The organism is Streptococcus oralis (assembly GCF_002386345.1).
Taxonomy (GTDB): Bacteria; Bacillota; Bacilli; order Lactobacillales; family Streptococcaceae; genus Streptococcus; species Streptococcus oralis_S.
Genome location: NZ_CP023507.1, coordinates 1,856,931 through 1,882,500, shown reverse-complemented (window position 1 = coordinate 1,882,500; position 25,570 = coordinate 1,856,931). Strand labels below are relative to the sequence as shown.

The window sequence follows — 25,570 nt, the reverse complement described above, 5'->3', positions numbered from 1 at the left end:
TAACCTTATTTTTTGACCTTTCAGTCATAAACTCTTTTAATACTACAGCGTTTCGGTTTATTTTCTTGTTACTATTTGATATAGATATTCAATTTTCAATGTGCATTACTTGGTGATCTCTCACCAATGGAGCCTAGCGGGATCGAACCGCTGACCTCCTGCGTGCAAAGCAGGCGCTCTCCCAGCTGAGCTAAGGCCCCACAAGACCTCTCAAGACTAAACAAGACCAATGTGCAGTTCCTTATCCTTAGAAAGGAGGTGATCCAGCCGCACCTTCCGATACGGCTACCTTGTTACGACTTCACCCCAATCATCTATCCCACCTTAGGCGGCTGGCTCCTAAAAGGTTACCTCACCGACTTCGGGTGTTACAAACTCTCGTGGTGTGACGGGCGGTGTGTACAAGGCCCGGGAACGTATTCACCGCGGCGTGCTGATCCGCGATTACTAGCGATTCCGACTTCATGTAGGCGAGTTGCAGCCTACAATCCGAACTGAGACTGGCTTTAAGAGATTAGCTTGCCGTCACCGGCTTGCGACTCGTTGTACCAGCCATTGTAGCACGTGTGTAGCCCAGGTCATAAGGGGCATGATGATTTGACGTCATCCCCACCTTCCTCCGGTTTATTACCGGCAGTCTCGCTAGAGTGCCCAACTGAATGATGGCAACTAACAATAGGGGTTGCGCTCGTTGCGGGACTTAACCCAACATCTCACGACACGAGCTGACGACAACCATGCACCACCTGTCACCTCTGTCCCGAAGGAAAGCTCTATCTCTAGAGCGGTCAGAGGGATGTCAAGACCTGGTAAGGTTCTTCGCGTTGCTTCGAATTAAACCACATGCTCCACCGCTTGTGCGGGCCCCCGTCAATTCCTTTGAGTTTCAACCTTGCGGTCGTACTCCCCAGGCGGAGTGCTTAATGCGTTAGCTGCGGCACTAAACCCCGGAAAGGGTCTAACACCTAGCACTCATCGTTTACGGCGTGGACTACCAGGGTATCTAATCCTGTTTGCTCCCCACGCTTTCGAGCCTCAGCGTCAGTTACAAGCCAGAGAGCCGCTTTCGCCACCGGTGTTCCTCCATATATCTACGCATTTCACCGCTACACATGGAATTCCACTCTCCCCTCTTGCACTCAAGTTAAACAGTTTCCAAAGCGTACTATGGTTAAGCCACAGCCTTTAACTTCAGACTTATCTAACCGCCTGCGCTCGCTTTACGCCCAATAAATCCGGACAACGCTCGGGACCTACGTATTACCGCGGCTGCTGGCACGTAGTTAGCCGTCCCTTTCTGGTAAGATACCGTCACAGTGTGAACTTTCCACTCTCACACTCGTTCTTCTCTTACAACAGAGCTTTACGATCCGAAAACCTTCTTCACTCACGCGGCGTTGCTCGGTCAGACTTCCGTCCATTGCCGAAGATTCCCTACTGCTGCCTCCCGTAGGAGTCTGGGCCGTGTCTCAGTCCCAGTGTGGCCGATCACCCTCTCAGGTCGGCTATGTATCGTTGCCTTGGTGAGCCGTTACCTCACCAACTAGCTAATACAACGCAGGTCCATCTGGTAGTGATGCAATTGCACCTTTTAAGCAAATGTCATGCAACATCTACTATTATGCGGTATTAGCTATCGTTTCCAATAGTTATCCCCCGCTACCAGGCAGGTTACCTACGCGTTACTCACCCGTTCGCAACTCATCCAAGAAGAGCAAGCTCCTCTCTTCAGCGTTCTACTTGCATGTATTAGGCACGCCGCCAGCGTTCGTCCTGAGCCAGGATCAAACTCTCATTAAAAGTTTGAGTTCTCACTCATTTCTGTCACTGACAGATTTATTGTTTTTTTCATTGTTCAGTACTATAACATCTGTTATAGTGCCCTGCACATTGGTTCGTCTTGTTCAGTTTTCAAAGGTCTTTGTCACTCATTCTCTCTCAAGCGACAACTATATTAGTATATCACAGCTACCTGCCTCTGTCAACAGATTTTTTAAACTTTTTTCAAGTTTTTTTACCACAATACACCATAGTCCGTACGGGATTCGAACCCGTGTTACCGCCGTGAAAAGGCGGTGTCTTAACCCCTTGACCAACGGACCTGAGTTGTTATTTTCAACTCTTTCTATTATACCTACTTTTCCGCCTTTGTCAAGGACTTTTTTCAGTGATGTTGATTTTTTCTTTTCTTCACTAACTTAACCACTGCTTCTGTTCGTGCAGTGTGGGGAAACATATCGACTGACTGGATATACTGGAGATCATAAACTTTTACCAGTTTAACCAAATCTCGCGCTAAGGTCGAAACATTGCAGGATACATAGACCATTTTTTCTGGGACATAGGTCAGAATGGTATCCAACAGCTTATCATCTAAGCCTGTACGAGGAGGGTCGACTATCAGGGCATCTGCTTGGTAGCCATCACATTAGAACATAAAAAGAGAGGTTAAACCTCTCTAAATTTATTTTTCTTCACTCATTTTTGATTTCACTTCATCATAAGATAGTGCATGGGATTCCTCTTCTACGGTCTCTGGCATTTTTCCTGTTTCGTAAAGAGATTTAATCTGTGTACTATCCAATGTTTCGTATTTCAACAATGCTTCTGCAATCAACTTATGAGTTTCACGATTTGACTGAATGATCTCAGCAGCTTTGTTTCGTGCCTCATTTAATAATGAACGAACTTCCTCATCAATCTCATAGGCTGTTTGCTCTGAAATTGATTTTTGAGGACTTTGTGCACCAAACATAGCATGATTACCTTCGTATTGAACTGGGCCAAGTTTTTCACTCATACCGTATTCAGTGACCATTGCACGAGCCATCTGTGTAGCTTGTTCAAAGTCATTTGAAGCTCCTGTCGTTTGGACATTAAAGATAATCTCTTCAGCTACACGACCACCCATCAAACCTGCCAATTGCTCTTTCATGTCTTCTTTAGATAGAAGCATTTGATCCTCTTTCGGAAGTGCAATCATGTAGCCACCTGCACGTCCACGTGGTACAATGGTAACTTTATGAACAACACGGGCATTTGACAAGACTAAACCAACAATGGTATGTCCAGCCTCATGATAAGCAACCAATTCACGTTCTCTTTGTGATACTGTTTTATCTTTCTTAGATGGTCCAGCAATCACTCTGTCCTCTGCCTCATCAATATCTGAAGCATCAATGATTGATTTGTTGCGACGAGCAGCAACTAATGCCGCTTCGTTTAGAACATTTTCTAAGTCAGCTCCCACAAAACCTGGGGTTTGTTGGGCAACTAGTTTCAAATCAACATCATCTGCCAGAGGTTTATTTTTAGCGTGAACTTTCAAGATTGCTTCACGACCTTTAACATCAGGGCGACCAACCAAGACTTTTCTATCAAAACGTCCTGGACGGAGAAGAGCTGGATCTAGAACATCTGAACGGTTCGTCGCAGCGATAACGATGATTCCTTCATTTCCCTCAAAACCATCCATCTCAATCAAGAGTTGGTTCAAGGTTTGTTCACGTTCATCATTACCTCCACCAAGACCGACACCACGTTGGCGACCAACGGCATCAATTTCATCGATAAAGATGATGGCTGGCTCTGCTTTTTTTGCATCCTCAAAAAGAGAACGAACACGGCTTGCACCAACTCCGACAAACATTTCTACAAAGTCAGAACCTGAGATACTAAAGAATGGAACACCTGCTTCCCCAGCAACTGCCTTAGCAAGTAAGGTCTTACCTGTTCCCGGAGGTCCCTCCAAAAGAACTCCTGCAGGAATACGTGCACCAAGTTTGGTAAATCGTTTTGGATCTTTTAGGAATTCAACAACTTCTACTAATTCTTGTTTTTCTTCCTCGGCACCAGCAACATCTGAGAATCGTACCTTGATATCTTCTTTATTTGCAGCTTTGGCCTTGCTACGTCCAAAACTCATTGGATTTCGGCCACTATTTCCTCCCATATTTCCCATCATAGAGAATAGGAAGAAGAAAAGAATAGCAAATGGCACAAAAGAGACAAGGATATTGATCCACATACCGCTTGAACTCTCATGTTTGACTGTTACTTCTGCCTGATGTTCAGAAGCAAGTTTTTGCAATTCTGAAACTGTTGAATCAGACGGAAGAATAGTACTTGAAAATCTTTCTACTGTTGTAGCTGTAGGAGGAAAAAATTGAATTCCCGTTTCTTCTTTACTAGTCTTAGAATTTTTATAAACACCAGACACTTCAATGACGCTGCCATTTGGCTGATAGGTTAATTCTTTTACATTGTCTGCTGTAATTTCTTTTACCAGTTCTGTATAGTTAATTTTTTCGCTTCGTCCAGCAGTATTTCCAGAGTAAAAATACTGGAATCCTGTCACTAGGAAGAAGATAATTAACAAGTATAGAAATGGATTTCTAACTAAACCATTATTTTGTTTTTTCATTAAAGATAAATCTTTCTAATTTGAATAAACTTCTTCTTTTAATACTCCGACATAAGGAAGGTTACGATAATTTTCTTTATAGTCCAAACCATAACCTACTACAAACTCATTTGGAATAGTAAAGCAAGTGTAATCCGCTTCAATTTCAACAACGCGTCCCTCTGGTTTGTCCAACAAAGTCGCGATTTTAACAGAAGCTGCTTCTCTTGCAATAAACATATCTCGCAAATTCTTCAAGGTTTGACCTGTATCGATGATATCCTCTACAAATAAAACATGTCTTCCTTTGATATCTTGAGTCACGTCTTGCTTGATATTGATGACACCACTACTTGCTGTTCCACCATGGTAACTAGATACCATCATGAAATCCATCTCAATATGCGTATCAATATGTTTAACCAATTCAGCCATAAAAGGAATCGATCCTTTCAAAATTCCAATAAGAATTGGATTTTTCCCCTCATAGTCTTTGGTTAATTGTTCACCTAGCTTTTTAGCCGCTTCTGTAATTTCATCATGTGAAACGAGGATTTTTTTAATATCGTGTTCTAACATCTTTTTACCTATCTATTTTTTCTATATAAATTACAGTGTTCATTATATCATTTTTCGTGTTTTTACTCAAATCACTGGTCGCAATTCCTGAAATTGAGACAATTTCTCCAAATTGCTCAATAATAGGGGTTGTTTTTCGTTTTTCAATAGGGATTTTTAAATCTATAAATAAGCGTCTCAGTTTCTTTCGATAACCATTCAGCCTAATAATATCGCCAGGTTTTCGACATCTAATATATACAGATGTTTCCCGTGAAACCGTTACTTTTTGAACAAAATCCCCTTCAATAGGAATGCCAAAGGAAAATAAATAGCCCATATATCGAACTTGATTTTGATAGTGTAACACAAGTTCATCTTCCTTTTCATCAGCCTGAGGACTGATTTTGCAAACTCGAAAATTTTGATACTCTTTTATCAATTCATAACCATTTTTCAATGGATAACGATACTGGCTTTTCCTTGCTAAAATCTGTAGAACTTCATCAAACTGAGACTTCGTAAGATTTAAGTCTGGGAATTGATTGAGATAGTTCTGGAGCAAGACCCCTTGAGTTTGTTTTGAGTATGAAAAGAGCTCATTCAAATCTTCTACATCAATCTGTTCAGAAAGCTCCGTTATGGCTGCTTGGTAATCTGAAATCTCACTTCCTAGATTTAAAAGAGCAGATCTAAGGCGGGGATTTTCTTTTTCAAGTTCTGGTAAATACTTATTTCGAATACGATTGCGAAAATAGCTGTTCTCATGATTTGTTTGATCTTCGAAATGAAAAATTGGTGGGAAGTCTGTTTTATGAAAATACAACAAAGGACGGATGATTTCAATATCATCAACTACTTGACTTTCTTTTATTCCTATTAAATGACGTAACCGACTTCCGCGAATCAAGCGCATCAAAATCGTTTCAACCTGATCATCTGCATGGTGGGCAGTAACCAAGGCAGTCGCTCCAACCTCTTTCATGATTTTCCTAAAAAAATCATAACGAAACTCTCGAGCACGCGCTTCTGAAAAGTCTCCTGAAAAGCTTGTGATATAAATAGGAAGTTCAGCTGCATCAGCTAACTTCCTTAGTTCATTTTCCTCCCAGTCAGACTCACTTCTCTGCTTGTGATTGACATGTGCTAAAATCAACTCAATTCCCAACTCATTTTGATAAGTAGACAATAGCTGGAATAAAAACATTGAATCCAGTCCGCCAGACAAAGCTAACACGACTTTCGAATGTTTTTTGAAATACTCTTTTCGGAGAAAATGATTTAAAAAATCCTGGTCCCTCATTTTAGAACCTCATAGACATCCTTAGCTATCTTAGCAATAGTATCATAATCAGAATTTTTGGTAAAAATAGAAAGAACGAAAGGAGAATCCGTATAAACAATGGCAGTGTCATGTTTAAACTCGTCGGCATCTCCGATTTTATGAGCTACCTTAACCGAAACACCTTTTGCGATTCGTTGGTTGTCAAAATCAGTCTTGCTCAAAGACTCTAAGACAAAACCATTCTGATTATAAATAGCTTCCATGACTTTTCCAGCCATTTTTGAAGAAGTCAATTTATCATTCACATCCCAATCCTCACCCATAATTGCGTACATTTTTTCTTTAAAAGCCCCGTCAGATTGATTGGTCACATAATAACCTAAAATATTATGAGCAACATTATCAGACTCTTTTGTTACCTTGGTAATTAACTGTTGAAGACTGTATTCTTTGTTATCTTCTTTTTTAGGTAAGCTACCACTACCTTCTGGTTTATAGGACCCAGGAAAACTATTTACTTCTGGGATATACTTGAAGCTACTGTCTAGCGTATATTCCCCTTGATTTATCTTATCTTGAGCGTAATAAAGGTAGGCTAGTTTCAAGATGCTAGCTGCATAGAGTTTGCTGTCTTCATTCACCCCAGCCTCTTTACCTGTACTCAGTTGTTTAACATAAATAGAATAATTTTCATTCTGATAGTTGTTTGATAAGATTTCTTGAACCTTCTGGATGCGATTATCCTCTTCTGAAACGAACTCTTTTGATACCCACCCAACTTGATCAATATGAAGAAATTCTTGTCCCTCAGCAAAGAGAGCTCTATCCACCGTTACGCGTTGATAGGGAGAGAGGGATGAAGAAATTTCTTTAGTGTCATAAGGGCTGTTATAGATAACAAACCCTGGCTCCAACCATACTTGTCTATTTTGAGTTTGAACTTGACTTTGATCATAGACCAAGCGCTTATCTGCAAGGATAAACTGGTGATTATCTAATTTAAAAACAGGAACACCTTGTCTATTCAAACGCCATTCTACGATTTTAAAGGTGGTTCCAGGAGTTAATTTACCAGACTCCTTGACAAGATCCTCATTAGCATAGACTGCTGTTTCTCCATATACCATTGGGGATTTCAGAGTTTCTTTATAGTAGAATCCATAATCAGACTCAGTTAGATAATAAATTTCTTGCGAAGAGTAAGGAAGCTGTTTTTCTGTGCTAACTACTCTTGAGGTTATGATAAAAGCAGGTAGCAATAAAACTACTAAGAACTTACGCATTCTTCTCTTCCCTTTCTTCTTGTAATCGTAATAAATGGTTTTTAGCTGCCAATTCCTCTAATTTTTCATCTGATAAACTTAGAAATTGCTCAACAACTTCCAATAAATTTTCCATGACATTACCTCGGAAGCAAATCAGGAATTGTGTAAATTGCTTCTCGTTTCTTTGAGTAATAGTACTTGGCGCGTGCATATTTTGCTACATAGTCTTCATCTTTCAACTTTGCAGCAAAAGCAGATTCCTTATCCTTTTCGTCACTAAGATTTTGGTACTGCTCTTTCAACTCTGTCAATTGCTGACGGCGTTGCAGTAACTGATCATAGCTTTGAGCCAAGTTATAAGTTGGTAAAATAAACAACAAGATCATCAAAATAAGGACCCAACCCATAAAACGATTTCGTTTTTGTCTCTCCTTCATCAGGTAACGACGACGTTGATGTTCATTTTGAATAAAAGAATTATTCATCTGTACAATATTTTTAGACATTTTCTTCTACCCGTGTTTCACTGAGAATTTCATACATGCCTGCTGCGTCTTCTTTTTTTGTACTATCTTTCATTTCTAGTACTTTAACAAGCAACAACTTATTTCCAAAGCGAATTTCAACTTGGTCATCAACTTTCAAATCCGTTGAACTTTTGGCCAAGATTCCGTTCACCTTGATTCTACCTTTATCTGCTACTTCTTTTGCGACTGTGCGGCGCTTAATAATTCGTGATACTTTTAAATACTTGTCTAATCTCATTTTTATTACCTCAAATTATTATTGTACCATTTTTATCCTTTTTATAGAAGAAAAATGTTAAATGAGATTTGCTTCCTTTGATTCTTTTATCTCTAATAAACTTTCTCCAAAAATCAGCAAACCTTCTAAAATTTCATAATCCTTCTTGTTTCGGACATCGAATACAACTTCCATTAATCCCTTATTCTCAGCTATGGCTGCTTTTAAGTTCGTTGCGGATAAGGCTTTAAAATAATCTTGAGCCAAGAATAGTCGTTGAGTGACTTTTTCAAATTGAACTGTAATCTTATTTTCTTTTCTTTCCACACGTTCTACAAATACCTTGTCAAAATATGACTTGACCAAACCAATCTCTAAAAGGTATGCTACTACGTCTGGGTATTCTCCAAAGCGGTCCATCAACTCTTCTTGTAGTTCTTCATAGTTGACACGATTGTCAATTTGACGAATTTTCTTGTAAATTTCAATCTTATGTCGTTGGTCAGAAATATAAGTATCAGGAAGATAAGCATCAATTTGTAAAATCAACTCAGCATTTCCTTTGATTCTTTTATTCCCATTACCGTTCCGTTTAGCAATAGCTTCCTCTAATAACTGTGAATACAATTCAAAACCAACAGAATCAATGAAACCAGACTGCGATTTTCCTAGGAGATTTCCTGCTCCACGAATCGAAAGATCTCGCATCGCAATCTTAAATCCTGAGCCTAATTCTGTAAATCCCTTAATCGCTTCTAATCTCTTTTCAGAGACTTCACTGATTGATTTTTCTGGACGATACATGAGATAGGCATAAGCAATACGATTACTACGACCGACTCTTCCTCTTAATTGATACAAGGTTGACAAACCCATATGGTCTGCATTTTCAATAAATAAGGTATTGGCATTTGGAATATCTACCCCTGTCTCAATAATAGTAGTCGTCACCAAAATATCATACTGACCTTCAATGAAATCAAGTAGAGTATTTTCCAACTGAATTTCACTCATTTGTCCATGAACATACCCAATCGAAGCCTCTGGAATCAACTCCTGTAATTCCGAAACCTTCTGGTCAATCGTGTCAACCTTATTGTAAAGATAGTAAATTTGACCTCCACGCTCCATTTCACGCAAGACAGCATCACGAATGACACTATCATTCTTCTCTAATACATAGGTTTGAACAGGATAGCGATTGGTTGGAGGAGTTTCAATAACAGACAAATCTCGGATTCCCAGCATAGACATGTGGAGAGTACGAGGGATTGGCGTTGCTGTCAAGGTTAGAACATCTACTTGTTTTTTCAGTTCTTTCAAAGTTTCCTTATGCTTAACACCGAATCGTTGTTCCTCATCAATAATCATCAATCCCAAATCTGAAAACACAACATCTTTTGACAAAACACGATGCGTTCCAATCAAAATATCGACTTGACCATTCTTTAGTTTTTCAAGTGTTTCTGCCTGCTCTTTTTTACTTCTAAAGCGACTCAACACATCAATATTAACAGCAAAATTTTGGAATCGTTCCTTAAAATTCGTATAGTGCTGTTGCGCTAAAACCGTCGTTGGAACTAGAACGACCACCTGTTTGTGATCATTGACTGCCTTAAAAGCAGCACGCATTGCTACTTCAGTCTTCCCAAAACCAACATCTCCAACCAAAAGTCGATCCATGGGGTGAGAATCCTGCATATCTCTCTTGATTTCCTCAATACTACGAAGTTGATCATCCGTTTCAACGTAAGGGAAAGCATCATCAAAATCATGTTGCTCATCATCATCAGCTGAGAAAGCAAACCCCTTCAACTGACTACGCACAGAATAAAGCTTGATTAAATCGTCAGCTATATCCTCTACTTGGTTCTTAACTTTTTGCTTGGCCTTTTTGAAATGACCATCATTTAATTTATTAAGTTTTGGCGCTTTCCCATCACTTGAAACATATTTAGACAGTAACTGAATCTGCTCTACTGGGATGGAGATTTGGTCACCATTTTGATACTGTACACTGACATAATCACGGTGAATACCTTGGATTTCAATTGTTTCGATTCCTAAATATTGACCAATTCCATGGATATGGTGAACAACGTAGTCCCCTTTTTCAAGTTCATTATAATCTTTTAATCGCTCTGCATTTGAAGCATGTTGTCTTCTAAACCGACGTTTTAATTTCTTTTGAAAAATCTCATGTTCAGTAATCAAGAGAATTTTTTCATCTACAAAATGAAAACCATGTCTTAGATTACCCTCAATCAAGTTTACAGATTCTTTACAGATACTTGACTTATCTCTGGAATCCAATTTGATCTGATATTCCTCTAAAACATCCTCCAACGTCTTACTTCCCATTGAATTGCTAGACTGCAAAATAATAGTGTAGTCCATTTTTTTGTATCGCTCAATTTCTCCTTTTAAAAATGAAAATTGATTGAAAAACTCTTGCATGGGGTATTGATTAAATTGATAAATGTGATCAAACTTAAGATTTCCTAAGCCCTTTTGCAGATTGGAGAAAAAGGTAACTGGACTTTGTTTTTTATAGGTTTGCTCTGTATCTGCAAAATACTGCATCCCAGAAAATGATTTACCATTCTGTAAATCTTCTGTAAAGTATTGTGCTAATTCTCTTTCAAAGGATTCATACTGATTCATCAATTTTTGATAGTCATCAAAGAATACTGGTGTATCTTTTTCAATATAATCAAATACAGTCCATGTTTTATCGTAACATAAGGACAAAAACTTTCGACTATCTGAATGTACTTGTTTTTGATGAAAACTTGACAAAATCTCTTCCAAATATGATTTTAAAATTGGTGATAGAGTCTTTGAAATTTGCTTTTCTAAAGCTGACTGTCCTCGTTGATAATCTTTTTCTCTCAAAAGTATGTCGCTAGCTGGAAAGATAGTGAGGTTTGTCTGATTTTCTTTCGATAATTGTGTTTCGACTTCAAAAGTACGAATACCATCTACTTCATCGCCAAAAAACTCGATTCGGAAAGGTTCTAACTGAGACATCTCAAAAATATCTAAAATATCTCCTCGAATACTAAACTCACCTTGTGTCTGTACTTGAGTAACTTTTCGATATCCAATTTCCTTTAACCGGTGAAGTAGCTCGTGTTGGTCATATTCTTCGCCAACTGCAATTTTTATAGTACTTTCTTTAAATCTAGTCGGAGAGGGTAAAATTAACCTACTCGCTGCGATATTACAAACTAAAATCCCTTTCTTAGACGGATCACTCAAAAAACGCAAGGCTTCAACCCGCGAAATGATTTTTTCTTGCGAAGACATCAAAAACTCTACCATAGGAGAGTCATCTACTAAAAATGGATAGACAAATTCCTCTCCTAAGAGAGAAAGAAGATCACTGATAATTCGTTCTGCTTCTCCATAAGTCGAGGTCAGTAACACAACCTTATTTTCTTTTTCTAGGCTGCTTGCAATTGCAAGAGCCTTAGTAGACGTTGATAAACCAAGTATTAGTTGTCTTTTCTTATCTATCAGATTTTGATGCCATTTTTCTATCTGATTATTTTCTGAGAATAAATCTAATAAAGTCACCATTTATCCATTATACCTCTGCATTGTTTTCTCAAAGTTTTTCTCTTGTAAATAGTAGTTTACAGCATCGTCAACCTTGTCAATAGACTGTAAAATACCCACATAGTCATCCTGTTCAAACTTACTTAAAACATGATGAACAACCGACATGCCTTTTTTAGGTCTTCCAATACCTATTTTAATACGGTTAAATACCTGAGTCCCTATATGTTGAATAATAGACTTGATACCATTATGCCCACCTGCTGAGCCCTTTGCTCTTAAACGAATTTTCCCGACTTCCATGTCAAGGTCGTCGTAAATAACGAGTAAATCTTCAATATTCAAACCATAGTAAGTCAATAAAGCATGAACCGCTTTTCCACTTTCATTCATAAATGTTGTTGGTTTGACCAGATAAATTTTTTCTCCATTGAAGAAAAAAGATGCTAGATCAGCTTGAAATATCTTGTCATGTGTAAAGGTGACATTTTGTTTTTTAGCTAGTTGGTCAATCAACATAAATCCAACGTTGTGCTTGGTTTCAAAATATTTATCCCCTGGATTTCCTAATCCAACAAGTAATTTAGTCATTTATTTTCCTTTCAAAAGCCAAAAGGGTTGGAATTTTTTTTCCAACCTAATTGACACTATTTATTAAATGTTATTAAACATTAAAGCGGAATTCCATGATATCGCCATCTTGAACGATATATTCTTTTCCTTCTTCACGCAAACGCCCAGCTTCTTTTACATCCTTTTCAGATCCATATTTCACTAGATCCTCATATGACATTGTTACTGCACGAATAAACCCTTTTTCAAAGTCTGAGTGGATAATACCAGCTGCTTGAGGAGCTTTCATCCCTCGCTTAAAGGTCCAAGCACGGACTTCTTTTTCACCAGCTGTGAAGTAAGTTCCAAGCCCAAGCAAGTGATAAGCTGCACGAGTCAACTTGTCAACGCCTGATTCAGTCAAACCAAGTGCTTCAAGAAACTCTTGCTTATCCTCATCGTCTAACTCAGAAATTTCTTCCTCAGCACGCGCAGAAATAACTACCACCTCAGCATTTTCTGTCGCTGCAAATTCTCGAATTTGCTTCACATAGTCGATAGAATCTGGATCTGAAACTACATCTTCATCCACATTAGCAACATAAAGAACTGGTTTAGTAGTCAAAAGGAAAAGACCCTTAACAACTTTTTGTTCCTCATCTGTGAATTCAATGGTACGAGCTGATTTTCCATCTTCAAGAACTGGTTTAATTTTTTGAAGAATGTTAAACTCTGCTACTGATTCTTTATCTTTTTGCGTACGTGCCATCTTTTCTACACGCGCATAGCGCTTATTGACTGATTCTAAATCAGCAAGAATCAACTCCAGGTTAATGGTATCAATATCTGCAAGTGGATCCACAAAGGCGTCTTCACGTCCTTGCTCACGCATAACATTTTCATCATCAAAAGCACGAACTACATGAACAATCGCGTCTACTTCACGAATATTGGCCAAGAATTTATTACCTAGACCTTCTCCTTTTGATGCTCCTTTTACAATCCCTGCAATATCTGTAAATTCAAAGGTTGTTGGGACTGTCTTTTTAGGTGTAATCATTTCTGTTAGTTTTTGTAGGCGTTCATCTGGAACTTCCACCATCCCAACGTTTGGATCAATAGTCGCAAATGGGTAGTTTGCCGCCTCTGCTCCTGCTTTTGTAATTGCATTAAAAAGGGTTGATTTACCAACGTTTGGCAAACCAACGATGCCTGCTGTTAAAGCCATAGTTTCTCATTCTCCGTTCTCATTTCAATCCCTAACATTATAACACAAAAAGGGAAAACTTGCTAACCCTCTAACTAAGGGTTCTTAGTCAATAATCTTATTCATTTTTCGTTCAAAATCATAGCGACTCATCATGACAAGGTGGTCACAATTGCTACACTTTATTTTGATATCTGCCCCTACACGTGTAATTTCCCAACGATTAGCCTTTTTGCCTGTTGACTTGATGGTACAAGCGTGTGGTTTTTTCATCTCAACAAAATTTCCAACTTGATACATACTACTCTCCTTTTCTTTTTTGATTATATCATAAAAGAGGCGAGCCAGGCTCAACCTCTTTCACTTAATTTGTTCGAACTGGTGTGATAAGCTGCATGAAATCTTCGTCAGTATCTGCTGGCACAAGAGTAAATGGACGAACTGATGAGATAAAGCTAATGGTCACCTTCTCGCTATTTAAAGCCTTGAGGGAATCAATCAAGTAAGTTGGGTTAAAACTAATAGTCAAATCATCACCAGTCACATGCTCCGTATCGATTTCTTCGTTTACTTTACCAACTTCTGGAGAGTGAACATGGGCGCTAACAACCCCACCTTTAATTTCAAGCTTCACAGTACCATTTTGAGTCGCACTTGATAAGAGACGTGCACGTTCCATAGATTGACGTAAATTAACAACATCAAAAGTAATTGTAGTGTTAAAGTCTGTTGGAATCAAGCGATCTGTATCAGGATAATTACCTTCTAGTAGACGAGTGTAGAAGCTAATATTTTCGCTTCTAAAGAGGATTTGATTATTTGCAAAGAAAATCTCTACAGTTTCAATATCATCTGTAAATACAGCTGAAAATTCGCGTAGAGAACGACTAGGAATTACCACATCGAAATCATCACCATTTTTTTCAAGAGTCAATTTCTTCTGGCTAAGGCGATGAGAGTCTGTCGCAACTGTTTTTAGTTCCTTGTGTTGGCTCAAAACAAAATGGACACCAGTCAAAATTGGACGACTTTCTTGCGTACTTGCAGCAAATGCTATTTCATTGATAATTTTCTTGAGTAGTTTGGTTTCAAGAACCAAAGGTGTGCTTGCTGAAATTTCTTGAATTCGTGGGTACTGTTCGCTATCTTTTCCTTTTAGAGTAATTTCTGATTTGCCACTTGTTAAGACAATTTGTTTTTGTTCAATCTCTTTAAAATCTAGCGTTACATCTGGAAGACTAGATACCACATTGATAAAGAAAGAAGCTTCAAGAAGAATCGAACCCAAAGAAGTAATCAAGAGACCAGCATCTTCATTCTTTTGAGAAATGAAATTCTCAATAGAAATTTGACCGTTTGATCCAATTAAAGTAATTCCTTCATTTGTAACGTCAATTTTGATTGTTGATAAAATTGGAATAGCATTTTTAGAGCTTATTGCTCGTTTTGTAGTATTTAAAGCTTGTAGAAATAAATTTTTATTAATTGAAAAATGAATCATGGATTCTCCTTTATTTATTTTTAGTATTAGAAAGTTAATAGTAATAATAGAGTGTGTGAATTCTGTGGAAAACTGAGTGCTATTTAGTAAACTTAAGCTCCTAAGCTTGTTTAAAAAATGTGGATAAAAAAGATAAGAAATAAAAAGTTATCCACAAGCTACTTAATTTTCTTTTTGATTGCTTCTATTTCTAAACGTAAATTATCGTCTTCGTCAATCAATGATTTGATTTTAGCATGGGCATGAATAACGGTGGTGTGATCCTTTCCGCCAAATTCTTTTCCGATTTTTGGAAGACTGTTATCTGTCAATTCTCTAGCTAGATACATAGCAACTTGACGCGCTAAAACGATGTTTTGAACTCGTCTCGTCCCCTTCATTTCTTTGACACTCACTCCATAAAAATTACCAACTTCAGTTTGGATTTTCTCAATTGGAATAACAAGTATCTGGCGGGCGTCTTGCTTACGTGCTCTAATAGCTTCCGCAGCAATATCAATAGTAATATCCTTAATCTTCTTCACTCTGGCAATTAAGGTGATATCGTTGATTGCTCCTTCCAATTCTCGAACATTTGAATCAAATTGGCCAGCCAAGTATTCCAGAGTATCACTTTGGAAATGGTAATCCAAGTGCTCTGTTTTACTTTGAAGAATGGCGATACGTGTCTCAAAGTCAGGAGGAGTGATATTTTGCGTCAATCCCCAGCTAAAGCGTGTGACAAGTCTCTCTTCAAGTCCTTCTAGGTGTTTAGGACTTCGATCACTGGTTAGGACAATCTGTTTCTGCTTATCATGAAGAGCATTGAAGGTATTGAAAAATTCTTCCTGGGTCGCGACTTTTTTGCCACTGAGAGATTGGATATCATCGATCAATAAGAGATCAAGGCTACGGTAAGTTTTTTTGAACTTTTCCATTTCCCCAAGTCGCAAGTGTTCAAGAAAGTCATTGATAAAGCTTTCGGCAGGAATGTACTTGACACGCGCATCAGGAATATTTTTCAAAATCTCATTTCCAATCGCATTGAGCAAGTGAGTCTTTCCAAGACCAGGTCCTCCATAGATGAAAAGAGGATTATAGGTCAGAGCTAAATCTTCAGATACAGCTAGTGCAGCTGACACCGCCCAAACATTCCCATCACCTTGAATAAAGTTATCAAAGGTATATTTTTCTTTTAACCCTGTTTCGGAATAGGGAATCGTTGGTAGTGCAGGCGTGTAATCGTAAGTAGAGACACTATTCGTATCATTTACTTGAGGAGATTCTGTACTCTGAGGTTTAGTGAAAATATAGTGAGGTTTGATTTCAGAATCATAAATTTCAAAACCAGCAGCAACAATAATATCTTTTAATTGCTTTTCCCACACCATTTCCATCTCTGATCTCGGTAGAAATATAGTAGCTGTGTTTTCTTCTACTTTGATGAGTTCAGCAGGTGTAGCATAGAAATCATACATAGATCGCGTCAATCTTTCTTGAGCAAATTCTAAAATACGATTCCAAAATTGCTTTTCTTTCAACTATTTTTCCTCCTTTACTATGATTTTAGTAGTTTAGTGCTAGACTTATTTTACCATAGATAGTAGGATTTTTCCACAGATTGGGGAAAAGAATCCACAATGTTAGCAGTATTTATCCACAGGTTGGGGATAAATAGAAAAATCCTTGATTTAGTAGGCTTTTTGATAAAAAAAATTGGTGGATAAATTTGTGGGTTGAGAAAATAAAACAACAGCCTTATTTCAGGCTGTTAATAATTCTATCGTATTCTTCTTGACTTGAAAAGGAGATAATAATCTTTCCAGTATCTTTTTTTGAAAGTTTAATTTCTACACTTAAACCGAGTAGTTTTTTTAATTGATTTTCTTCGTCTTTGATGAAAGAATCACTTTTTTTTTGCTTCTTGTGTTTTTTATCTGTAAGAAGTGCTTCTAACTTTCTCACAGAAATATCTTCATTTTTGATTAGTTGGAAGAAATAGTCTTGCTGCTCTTTATCCAAACCAACAAGTGAACGTGCATGCGCTTGAGAAATTTTTCCATTTTCTACTTCAGTTAAGATATATTCTGGTAGGGAAAGCAAACGAATAAAATTAGTGATATAAGGACGAGATTTCCCCATTTTATCTGCTATCTCAGTGTGAGTAAATCCTTTTTCTACTAAAGATTCGTAGGCGCGTGCTTCTTCAACAGGATTTAAATTTTCTCTCTGCAAATTCTCAATGATTGACTGAATCATCATTTCCTGATCTGAGAGGTGCTTTACAACGGCTGGAATAGAGGTCAGACCAGCCAAGAGAGAAGCTCGATATCGTCTCTCTCCTGCAAGGATTTCATAACCAATTACAGGAGATTGACGAACGATGATTGGTTGGATTAGCCCATTTTCTTTGATTGACTGAGCCAATTCCTTTAATTTTTCTACATCAAATTCTTTCCGAGGTTGGTAAGGATTCTTTTGTATTTCAGAGATAGAAATCATTTCAAATTTTTCCATGATTCTACACTAACATATCTTTTACTTTCTGTAAAGTTTTCTTTATACTGACGTCAATTAAGACTCTAAATCACCAGAATTCTTATCTAGTTTAATTGAGGTTGTTTCCTCCTTACCATTACGGTAGTAGGTTACTTTGATAGTATCTCCAATAGCATGATTGTAAAGAGCGTGTTGTAGGTCTGTTGATGAGGCAATCTCTTTGTCGTCAACTTTGGTAATGACATCGTATTTTTGAAGATGTCCATTTGCTGGCATATTGTTTTGAACAGATCGAACAACTACACCTGAAGTGAGGCCACTTGGAATGTTAAGTTTTCTAAGATCACTAGCTCCAACATTTGACAGATTGACCATTTGAATTCCAAGAGCAGGACGAGTCACTTTACCATCACTTTCAAGCTGTTTAATGATATTTTGTGCATCGTTTGAAGGGATTGCAAAACCAAGACCTTCTACAGATGTTCCACCATTACTTGCAATTTTACTTGATGTAATACCAATTACTTGTCCTTGAATGTTTACAAGTGGACCACCAGAGTTACCAGGGTTAATGGCTGTATCTGTTTGAATGGCTTTTGTTGAAATAGCTTGACCATCTTCAGATTTTAGAGAAACATTTCGATTAAGACTTGAAATAATCCCCTGTGTAACTGTATTAGCATATTCTGAACCTAGAGGACTACCGATAGCAATCGCTGTTTCTCCAACACTAAGTTGACTTGAATCCCCAAATTCTGCCACTGTTGTAACTTTTTCTGAAGAAATTTTAACGACAGCAATATCAGAGAAGGTATCAGATCCGACAATTTCACCAGGAACCTTGGTACCATCTGCTAAGCGGATATCAACTTTTGAAGCTCCATTGATAACGTGAGTATTAGTTACAAGATAGGCATCTTTATCATCCTTTTTATAGATGACACCTGATCCCTCACTTGCGATTTGTTGATTGTCTGAATCAGAGTTAGTGTCATCAGCATTAAATACACTACTTTGTCTACTGCTAGAAGAAGAATAAGTAATGATTGAGACAACAGCATCCTTAACTTTATTTACTGCTTGAGTGGTTGAGTTTTCATTTTTATAGGATGTTTGAGTGACAGTGCCAGAATTATTATTCGTAGCTTGATTTCCTTGTTTTTGATAAAGTTGTAATGTTACGAAACTTCCTAAGGCACCACTTAAAAATCCGATTAGAATGATTATTAGAACTTTAACTCCTTTTTTGTAAAATTTTTGTAAGTGTTTCATAAACGCCTCCGTTTGTTATTTATTTACTCAGATTATAAACCTATTAACTTAATTCAAACTTAAAAGCTTAAAGTTTTACACAAGTTGTGGATAACTCGTTTTATTCTGTGAATTTACTAGTAATTTTGAATGATTTTTGTGTGTATAAGATGTGAAATGAAGTGTGGATATGATAGAATAGAAGAATGAAAATAAAAATTGTAACAGTGGGAAAATTAAAAGAAAAATACCTTAAAGATGGTATTGCTGAATATACCAAACGAATTTCACGTTTCGCCAAATTAGAAATGATTGAGCTTACTGATGAGAAGACACCTGACAAAGCCAGTGAATTAGAAAATCAAAAAATCTTGGAAACAGAAGGTGAAAGAATTCTTTCTAAGGTTGGAGAAAGGGACTTTGTCGTTGTACTAGCTATTGAAGGAAAAACACTCTCCTCAGAGGAATTTAGTAAGCAACTAGAGCAAGCTTCTATCAAAGGATATTCAACGCTTACCTTTATCATTGGAGGGAGTTTGGGTCTAGCTCCTGTTGTAAAAAATAGAGCCAATCTTTCTGTCAGTTTTGGACGTCTGACATTACCACATCAGTTAATGAGATTGGTTTTAGTTGAACAAATTTACCGTGCTTTTACAATTCAACAGGGTTCTCCTTACCACAAATAGAAGATTGACTTAGCTCTTGTTTTTTGATAGAATGGTCATGTTAGGTCTCATAGCTCAGCTGGATAGAGCATTCGCCTTCTAAGCGAACGGTCGCAGGTTCGAATCCTGCTGGGATCAATTTTAGATGCGAAGCTGGGGTAAATCCCAGCTTTTTTCTTAAAAAAGTGCGTTTCAGGTGCAAAAATGTACAGTTGGGAAGAATTTTTTCTTACATGGTCTTCATTTTGTATAATAGGTGTGTAAGTTAACTTACAAGAAAAAATAATACAGGAGATTTCATTATGAAAAATACAGTAAAGTTGGAACAATTTAAAGAGGTAACAGAGGCAGAATTGCAGGAGATTCGAGGTGGAGATTGGAGAATTTCAGAAACAATTCGTAATCTTATTTTTCCAAGAAGAAAGTAATGAAATAAAGGTAGAGAGTAATGGATTTATTTGGATTAGGGATAGCTATTTTTTATTTTCTCATCATTAGCAAAAGTTATGAATGGATTTGTAAAATAAATAGAAAAGAACAAATTGTTTTTTTCTCTTACACATGCATCTCAGTTTTTATACTTGAAGAAATTATTACACTAGTATTTTCTAATAGTTTTGCTTTGTCTAAATTTTTATTTCCTTTGGTTGTGTACCTTTATTTAAGAAAGTTAAAGAAGTCTGAAAAATACAAAGCTATTTTTATCAGTTTACTACTGTCTTTATTATATCACAGTACTCATACTTTTATATCCGTAACCTTATCTTCTATAATAGGAGATGAAGTAGTATTACACTATAAAAGTACATTCCTTTTAGTAGTATTGTTAATGACTTATTTTTCTATTCTAATAATAATTCGTTATTTTCATCTGGATATTAAATATTTTGATAAAGATTATCTGTATCCTTTTTTAAAAAAAGTAATAGTTGCTTTCTTTGGTTTACATATCTTATTGTTTATTTCAGATATAGTAAGTACAACTCATCATTTAAATAGCTTCGGAAGTATTTTATCAACCATTGTTTTTATTTGCTTGTTATTGATTTTCTTTGCAATGAATTCTCACAAGATTCAAATTGAAAAAGAGATTGCTCTAAAACAAAAGAAATTTGAACAAAAACATTTACAGACTTATACTGATGAAATTGTGGAGTTGTATAATGAAATTCGAGGTTTTCGTCATGATTATGCAGGAATGCTTGTCAGCATGCAAATGGCGATTGACAGTGGAGATTTACAAGAAATTAACAGGGTTTACAATGAAGTCCTAGTAAAAGCAAATCAGAAATTGAGGTCAGAAAAATATACTTACTTTGATTTAAATAATATAGAAGATTCTGCTTTACGAAGTTTAATTGCTCAATCGATTGTCTATGCACGAAAAAATGATGTAGAGTTTACATTGGAAGTAAAGGATATCATTACTAGACTGTCAATAGATTTACTTGATCTTGTTCGTATCATGAGCATTTTACTAAACAATGCCGTTGAAGGTGCTGCAGATAGTTATTTGAAACAAATGGAAGTTGCAGTCATTAAAATGGATTTTGAAACAGTTATAGTTATCCAAAATTCATGCAAAATCACTATGACGCCTTCAGAGGATCTATTTGCCTTAGGTTTCTCTACCAAGGGAAGAAATAGAGGTCTAGGACTTAATAATGTCAAAGAGATTTTAGATAAGTATGACAACATTATCTTAGAAACAGAGATGGAAGACAACACATTTAGACAAATTATTAGATTTAAGAGGGAATTCGAATGAAAGTATTAATTTTAGAAGATGTTATTGAGCATCAAGTGAGACTAGAGAGAATATTGAATGAAATCTCTGAGGAATCGAATATTCCTATTTCATATAAGACAACAGGAAAAGTTCGTGAGTTTAAGGAATATATCGAAAATGATGAAGTAAACCAGCTTTATTTCCTAGATATCGATATTTATGGAATTGAGAAAAAGGGATTTGAAGTGGCTCAGTTTATTCGTCATCACAATCCTTATGCTATTATTGTCTTTATTACCAGTCGATCTGAATTCGCTACTTTAACTTATAAGTATCAGGTATCAGCTTTAGATTTTGTAGATAAGGACATCAATGATGAATTGTTCAAAAAACGTATCGAGCAGAGTATTTTTTACACTAAGAGCATGCTGCTTGAAAACGAAGATGTTGTAGACTATTTTGATTACAACTATAAGGGAAATGATTTGAAAATTCCTTACCATGATATTCTGTATATCGAAACAACAGGTGTTTCTCATAAATTGCGAATTATTGGTAAGAATTTTGCCAAAGAGTTTTATGGAACTATGACAGATATTCAGGAGAAGGACAAACATACCCAGCGATTTTATTGCTCCCATAAATCTTTCCTTGTCAATGTAGGAAATGTGAGAGAAATTGATCGAAAAAATTTAGAAGTTGTCTTTTATGAAGATCATCGTTGTCCTATTACCCGTTTGAAAGTTCGTAAACTAAAAGATATTCTAGAGAAAAAATCTAAAAAGTGATTGACAATAAGTAAGAAATTGATATAATGGTTATATCTGCTACAGATAGATGGTCCGTTGGTCAAGGGGTTAAGACACCGCCTTTTCACGGCGGTAACACGGGTTCGAATCCCGTACGGACTATTTTATCCGCCATAGCTCAGTTGGTAGTAGCGCATGACTGTTAATCATGATGTCGTAGGTTCGAGTCCTACTGGCGGAGTTAGATAAAAAGAACACCATCTGGTGTTCTTTTTATTCTTAGTTTGTATCACCTAACATTTTCATAAGGAAGTCTGTCATTTCTTGCGGACTTTCTTTTTTCCCATGAGCAATCCAAGTCTGACAAACACCAAATAGGGCATTTGTTAGATAAATACTGCTATATTCTAACTCAATTGAATTTAGTTGTAGTTGCATAAAACGTTTCTGAAGATCAGTACTAAGCATAATATGCAGTTTATTTCTCAAAAAATTTTGGATTTCTTTGGTTCCATTTTCAGAAAGAAGAGCAGCCAGAAGTGGTTCTGATTCTAGATATTCAAATACTTCTAGAATAGCATCTCTTTTATGATGAACATGTTTTTGGAAGATATATTCAAATGTATGAAATAACTTACTTTGATAGTGTTCAATCATATCATACTTATCTTTGTAGTGAGTGTAGAAGCTAGAACGACTAATTCCGGCTTTTTCTGCTAATTTGACAGTAGAAATTTGATCAAAGGGCTGGTCCATCAATAATTGAACCATGGCATTTTCGATAATTCGTTTTGTTTTTAAACGTTTGTTACTTTCTTTCATAATTTCTCCTTGTAAACAAAAATAGACTATGTGTCTAAAAAAGTATTTTTTACCTTGTAATTTGGATTTTTTGATGTATAATCTATTATATCAAAAATTTAGACAATATGTTTAAAAAAGGAGGAAATATGTTTAAAGAATGGAAAGCAATATTTAAAAAACCGACCTTTATCATTGTAATGATAGGGATTTCTCTCATTCCAGCTTTATACAACATTATATTTTTATCATCCATGTGGGATCCTTATGGGAAATTATCAGAGCTACCTGTTGCAATTGTCAATAAAGATAAGGAAGCTTCTTATAATGGACAGACAATGACAATAGGTGAAGACATGGTGTCTAATTTAAAAGAAAATAAGACTTTAGATTTTCATTTTGTTAATGAAGAGGAAGGGGAAAAAGGTCTAGAAGATGGTGACTACTACATGGTAGTAACTTTACCAAGTGACTTATCTGAAAAGGCTACTTCTATTCTAACAAATCATCCTGAACAAATGCAGATTGATTATCAGACGTCAAGTGGGCATAGCTTTATTGCAAGTAAGATGAGCGATTCTGCAATGACACAATTAAAACAAACTGTCTCTACTAATATTACTGAAACATACACTAAGGCTTTATTTCAAAAAATGAATGATTTGAAGTCTGGGATAAACAAGGCAGCTGATGGAAGTGAACAATTAGCTAATGGAGCCGATCAGTTGGTGACGGGAAGTCAAACGTTGACAACAAATCTTAATACTCTAGCTAATTCAACTGTAACTTTTTCAAATGGAGCGGATCAATTTACAAAAGGCTTATCTAGCTATGTGTCTGCTATAGAGCAATTACATATTGGTTTAGGAACTTTTAATAGTGGTTTACAAAGTTATACAAATGCTGTCTCACAGGTTGACACTGGACTTGATCAATTAGTTTCAAAAACTCCTGAGTTGGTGACAGGTGTAAATCAGCTAAATACAGGTATAAAGTCCTACACAAGTGGGGTTTCACAATTGGATACAGGTCTCAATCAATTTTCAGTTGGTGTAAATGCTTATACAAGTAGTGTGAAAGAACTTTCTAACGGAACAAGTCAATTATCCAATCAATCAGATACACTAAGAGATGGAATGGAACAATTAAATACTGGTATTAAAGAAATTTCAAGTCAATTAGAGTCCTCATCTCAACAAAATAAAGAAATAGCGCAATTGGCAACAAGCTTAGGAGAACTAAATAAAACACTACAAGCTCTTACAATATCAGATGACACTCAACTGAAAAGTAAATTTTCAGAAGCTTTGCCAAATCTAACAACTCTTGCACAGGATATTGTGACTAAAAGTCAGACAGAACAAGAGAAAACTATTGCTAACCTTCAATCAACAGCTACTTATCAATCTCTTACAGAGGAACAAAAGAAAGAACTGACAGAAGCTATTTCTAAAAATTCTAATTCTACTATTGAGTCAGCAAAAACAATTTTAACGACAGTAGGGGGATTAAAAGAAAGTATAGAGAATTCAGAACAACAAGTATCTAATCTATCTGATGTGCAGACGAAAGCAAATCAACTCTTACCTGCAGCATCTAGCTCCTTGACAACCTTGTCAAATGGATTTACAACATTACAAACTTCTGTAAATAATCAGTTAGTTCCTGGAAGTCAGTCAATTGAAAAAGGAGTTGTAAACTATACTAAAGGATTGGATACTATTTCTATAGGTGCTAATCAACTAAGTGAAAAGAATGCAAGTTTAACAACTAGTCTAGATCAATTAGTTTCTGGATCAAGTAAGTTGACAGAAAACACATCAACCTTGACAGCTGGAGTAGATGCGTTAGCTGGAAAAGCTCCAGAATTAGTATCAGGTATAGAAAGTTTGTCATCTGGTTCTGCTCAATTGAATAATAAGAGTCCAGAGCTGATAGCAGGTATTACTACATTACAATTTGGCTCTGGTCAATTAACAGATAAATCAACACAGTTACTTTCTGCAGCATCTCAACTAGGAAGTGGCGCTATGAAGATTGCAGATGGTGCTGGAAAACTAGCAGATGGTGGAACAACTTTAACCTCTAGTCTTGAAGATTTACAAACAGGAGTTGATTCATTAGGACAAGGATTAGGCAATGCTAATAATCAACTCAAATCAGCTTCGACAGAATCTAAAAATGCAGAAACATTATCTGAACCTCTAGTTCTCTCAAAAACAGACAATGACCAAGTTCCTGTGAATGGGATTGCCATGGCTCCTTATATGATATCAGTTGCTCTTTTTGTTGCTGCTATATCTACCAATATGATTTTTGCTAAGTTGCCTTCTGGACGTCATCCAGAGAGCCGTTGGGCTTGGTTGAAGTCTCGCTCTGAAATAAATGGGATTATAGCTGTCTTAGCAGGTGTTTTAGTTTATGGAGGTGTCCATCTTATTGGATTGACTGCGAACCATGAGATGAGGACCTTGATTCTAATTATAATCACAAGTTTAGCTTTCATGTCTATGGTGACAGCTTTAACAACTTGGAATAGTCGTATAGGAGCTTTCTTCTCTCTTATTTTACTTTTATTACAGTTAGCATCAAGTGCAGGGACCTATCCACTTGCTTTGACAAATGATTTCTTTAAGGGTGTCAATCCTTGGTTACCAATGAGTTACTCTGTATCAGGTTTACGACAAACAATCTCTATGGCAGGAAATATTCATCACCAAGTGATTTTCCTTATTATAACACTAGCTTTCTTTACTGCTTTAGGTATGCTAGCTTATCAACCTAAGAAAATGGAAGAAGATTAAAAAGATTGACCAAGGAAT

Annotated in this window: 21 protein-coding genes, 5 tRNA genes, 2 rRNA genes and 1 pseudogene (1 of these 29 running past the window's edge); 8 read left to right on the top strand and 21 right to left on the bottom strand. The window is 36.6% G+C overall.

Features of this window, described 5'->3' with window-relative positions:
• The 20 genes and pseudogenes from CO686_RS09235 to htrA all read right to left on the bottom strand — a co-directional run.
• Nucleotides 1-5: ribosomal RNA gene (locus tag CO686_RS09235) — 23S ribosomal RNA — on the bottom strand; it reaches 2,896 nt to the left of the window's first position.
• 122 nt (nt 6-127) lie between these two features.
• Nucleotides 128-200, bottom strand: a tRNA-Ala gene (locus tag CO686_RS09230).
• A 51-nt stretch (nt 201-251) separates the two neighbouring features.
• A 16S ribosomal RNA gene (locus CO686_RS09225) occupies nt 252-1,800 on the bottom strand.
• The 16S and 23S rRNA genes sit together here with 2 tRNA genes alongside, the layout of an rRNA operon.
• A 230-nt stretch (nt 1,801-2,030) precedes the next feature.
• A tRNA-Glu gene (locus CO686_RS09215) sits at nt 2,031-2,102 on the bottom strand.
• 62 nt (nt 2,103-2,164) lie between these two features.
• Nucleotides 2,165-2,425 (bottom strand): annotated as a pseudogene (locus tag CO686_RS09210) (23S rRNA (uracil(1939)-C(5))-methyltransferase RlmD); the annotation flags it as partial.
• A gap of 39 nt (nt 2,426-2,464) precedes the next feature.
• On the bottom strand, nt 2,465-4,423 hold the full coding sequence (gene ftsH, locus CO686_RS09205; protein WP_096753742.1) for an ATP-dependent zinc metalloprotease FtsH: 1,959 nt from the start codon (nt 4,421-4,423) through the stop codon (nt 2,465-2,467).
• A gap of 15 nt (nt 4,424-4,438) precedes the next feature.
• A complete protein-coding gene (hpt, locus tag CO686_RS09200) occupies nt 4,439-4,981 on the bottom strand; it encodes a hypoxanthine phosphoribosyltransferase (protein WP_000889408.1) in 543 nt (180 codons plus the stop codon).
• Between the two features lie 4 nt (nt 4,982-4,985).
• Nucleotides 4,986-6,263, bottom strand: coding sequence for a tRNA lysidine(34) synthetase TilS (tilS, locus tag CO686_RS09195; protein WP_096753741.1), 1,278 nt, complete (start codon nt 6,261-6,263; stop codon nt 4,986-4,988).
• Complete coding sequence (locus CO686_RS09190) at nt 6,260-7,528, bottom strand: serine hydrolase (RefSeq protein ID WP_070656890.1); 1,269 nt, start codon at nt 7,526-7,528, stop codon at nt 6,260-6,262. The genes tilS and CO686_RS09190 overlap by 4 nt, the downstream gene beginning before the upstream one ends.
• Complete coding sequence (locus CO686_RS10505; RefSeq protein ID WP_000429343.1) at nt 7,521-7,643, bottom strand: SP_0009 family protein; 123 nt, start codon at nt 7,641-7,643, stop codon at nt 7,521-7,523. Before CO686_RS10505 ends, CO686_RS09190 begins: the two co-directional genes overlap by 8 nt.
• A 4-nt stretch (nt 7,644-7,647) precedes the next feature.
• Entirely contained in the window at nt 7,648-8,016 is a 369-nt protein-coding gene (locus CO686_RS09185; protein ID WP_000041921.1) for a septum formation initiator family protein, read from the bottom strand.
• Nucleotides 8,009-8,275, bottom strand: a complete 267-nt coding sequence (locus CO686_RS09180) for an RNA-binding S4 domain-containing protein (RefSeq protein WP_001234975.1) — start codon at nt 8,273-8,275, stop codon at nt 8,009-8,011. The genes CO686_RS09185 and CO686_RS09180 overlap by 8 nt, the downstream gene beginning before the upstream one ends.
• 57 nt (nt 8,276-8,332) lie before the next feature.
• The gene (gene mfd, locus CO686_RS09175; RefSeq protein WP_070656889.1) at nt 8,333-11,836 is read right to left on the bottom strand and encodes a transcription-repair coupling factor; all 3,504 of its coding nucleotides are present in this window, start codon (nt 11,834-11,836) and stop codon (nt 8,333-8,335) included.
• Nucleotides 11,837-12,406, bottom strand: coding sequence for an aminoacyl-tRNA hydrolase (gene pth, locus CO686_RS09170; protein ID WP_096753740.1), 570 nt, complete (start codon nt 12,404-12,406; stop codon nt 11,837-11,839).
• A 73-nt stretch (nt 12,407-12,479) separates the two neighbouring features.
• On the bottom strand, nt 12,480-13,595 hold the full coding sequence (gene ychF, locus CO686_RS09165) for a redox-regulated ATPase YchF (protein ID WP_096753739.1): 1,116 nt from the start codon (nt 13,593-13,595) through the stop codon (nt 12,480-12,482).
• An 84-nt stretch (nt 13,596-13,679) separates the two neighbouring features.
• A complete protein-coding gene (locus CO686_RS09160) occupies nt 13,680-13,874 on the bottom strand; it encodes a DUF951 domain-containing protein (RefSeq protein ID WP_000285184.1) in 195 nt (64 codons plus the stop codon).
• 64 nt (nt 13,875-13,938) lie between these two features.
• Nucleotides 13,939-15,075 (bottom strand): DNA polymerase III subunit beta, encoded by a 1,137-nt coding sequence (gene dnaN / locus CO686_RS09155; protein ID WP_096753738.1) that lies wholly within the window; start codon nt 15,073-15,075, stop codon nt 13,939-13,941.
• Nucleotides 15,076-15,233: 158 nt separating this feature from the next.
• Nucleotides 15,234-16,595: a chromosomal replication initiator protein DnaA gene (gene dnaA / locus CO686_RS09150; RefSeq protein WP_000660630.1), complete on the bottom strand. Its 1,362-nt coding sequence runs from the start codon at nt 16,593-16,595 to the stop codon at nt 15,234-15,236.
• Nucleotides 16,596-16,812: 217 nt separating this feature from the next.
• The gene (locus CO686_RS09145) at nt 16,813-17,571 is read right to left on the bottom strand and encodes a ParB/RepB/Spo0J family partition protein (protein ID WP_002881154.1); all 759 of its coding nucleotides are present in this window, start codon (nt 17,569-17,571) and stop codon (nt 16,813-16,815) included.
• 57 nt (nt 17,572-17,628) lie between these two features.
• Nucleotides 17,629-18,825: a serine protease HtrA gene (gene htrA / locus CO686_RS09140; RefSeq protein ID WP_000681804.1), complete on the bottom strand. Its 1,197-nt coding sequence runs from the start codon at nt 18,823-18,825 to the stop codon at nt 17,629-17,631.
• A 185-nt stretch (nt 18,826-19,010) separates the two neighbouring features.
• On the opposite strand from htrA, the gene rlmH reads away from it, so the two are divergent.
• The 7 genes from rlmH (at nt 19,011) to CO686_RS09105 (ending at nt 22,188) form a co-directional block, all read left to right on the top strand.
• Nucleotides 19,011-19,490 (top strand): 23S rRNA (pseudouridine(1915)-N(3))-methyltransferase RlmH, encoded by a 480-nt coding sequence (rlmH, locus tag CO686_RS09135; RefSeq protein WP_000694219.1) that lies wholly within the window; start codon nt 19,011-19,013, stop codon nt 19,488-19,490.
• Nucleotides 19,491-19,533: 43 nt separating this feature from the next.
• Nucleotides 19,534-19,607: transfer RNA gene (locus CO686_RS09130), tRNA-Arg, on the top strand.
• Between the two features lie 164 nt (nt 19,608-19,771).
• Nucleotides 19,772-19,897: a competence-stimulating peptide ComC gene (gene comC / locus CO686_RS09125; RefSeq protein ID WP_000799678.1), complete on the top strand. Its 126-nt coding sequence runs from the start codon at nt 19,772-19,774 to the stop codon at nt 19,895-19,897.
• 20 nt (nt 19,898-19,917) lie between these two features.
• Nucleotides 19,918-21,237: a competence system sensor histidine kinase ComD gene (comD, locus tag CO686_RS09120; RefSeq protein WP_049550146.1), complete on the top strand. Its 1,320-nt coding sequence runs from the start codon at nt 19,918-19,920 to the stop codon at nt 21,235-21,237.
• Nucleotides 21,234-21,986 carry a competence system response regulator transcription factor ComE gene (gene comE / locus CO686_RS09115; RefSeq protein WP_000866082.1) on the top strand — a complete coding sequence of 251 codons (753 nt, stop codon included), beginning with the start codon at nt 21,234-21,236 and terminating at the stop codon, nt 21,984-21,986. The genes comD and comE overlap by 4 nt, the downstream gene beginning before the upstream one ends.
• Before the next feature lie 51 nt (nt 21,987-22,037).
• Nucleotides 22,038-22,109, top strand: a tRNA-Glu gene (locus tag CO686_RS09110).
• A gap of 5 nt (nt 22,110-22,114) precedes the next feature.
• A tRNA-Asn gene (locus CO686_RS09105) sits at nt 22,115-22,188 on the top strand.
• 38 nt (nt 22,189-22,226) lie between these two features.
• Here the strand turns inward: CO686_RS09105 and CO686_RS09100 are convergent.
• Nucleotides 22,227-22,769, bottom strand: coding sequence for a TetR/AcrR family transcriptional regulator (locus tag CO686_RS09100; protein ID WP_000665077.1), 543 nt, complete (start codon nt 22,767-22,769; stop codon nt 22,227-22,229).
• Between the two features lie 128 nt (nt 22,770-22,897).
• Here CO686_RS09100 and CO686_RS09095 point away from each other — a divergent pair, with 128 nt between their 5' ends.
• Nucleotides 22,898-25,552 carry a YhgE/Pip domain-containing protein gene (locus CO686_RS09095; RefSeq protein ID WP_049550155.1) on the top strand — a complete coding sequence of 885 codons (2,655 nt, stop codon included), beginning with the start codon at nt 22,898-22,900 and terminating at the stop codon, nt 25,550-25,552.
• The last annotated feature ends 18 nt before the right edge of the window (nt 25,553-25,570 follow it).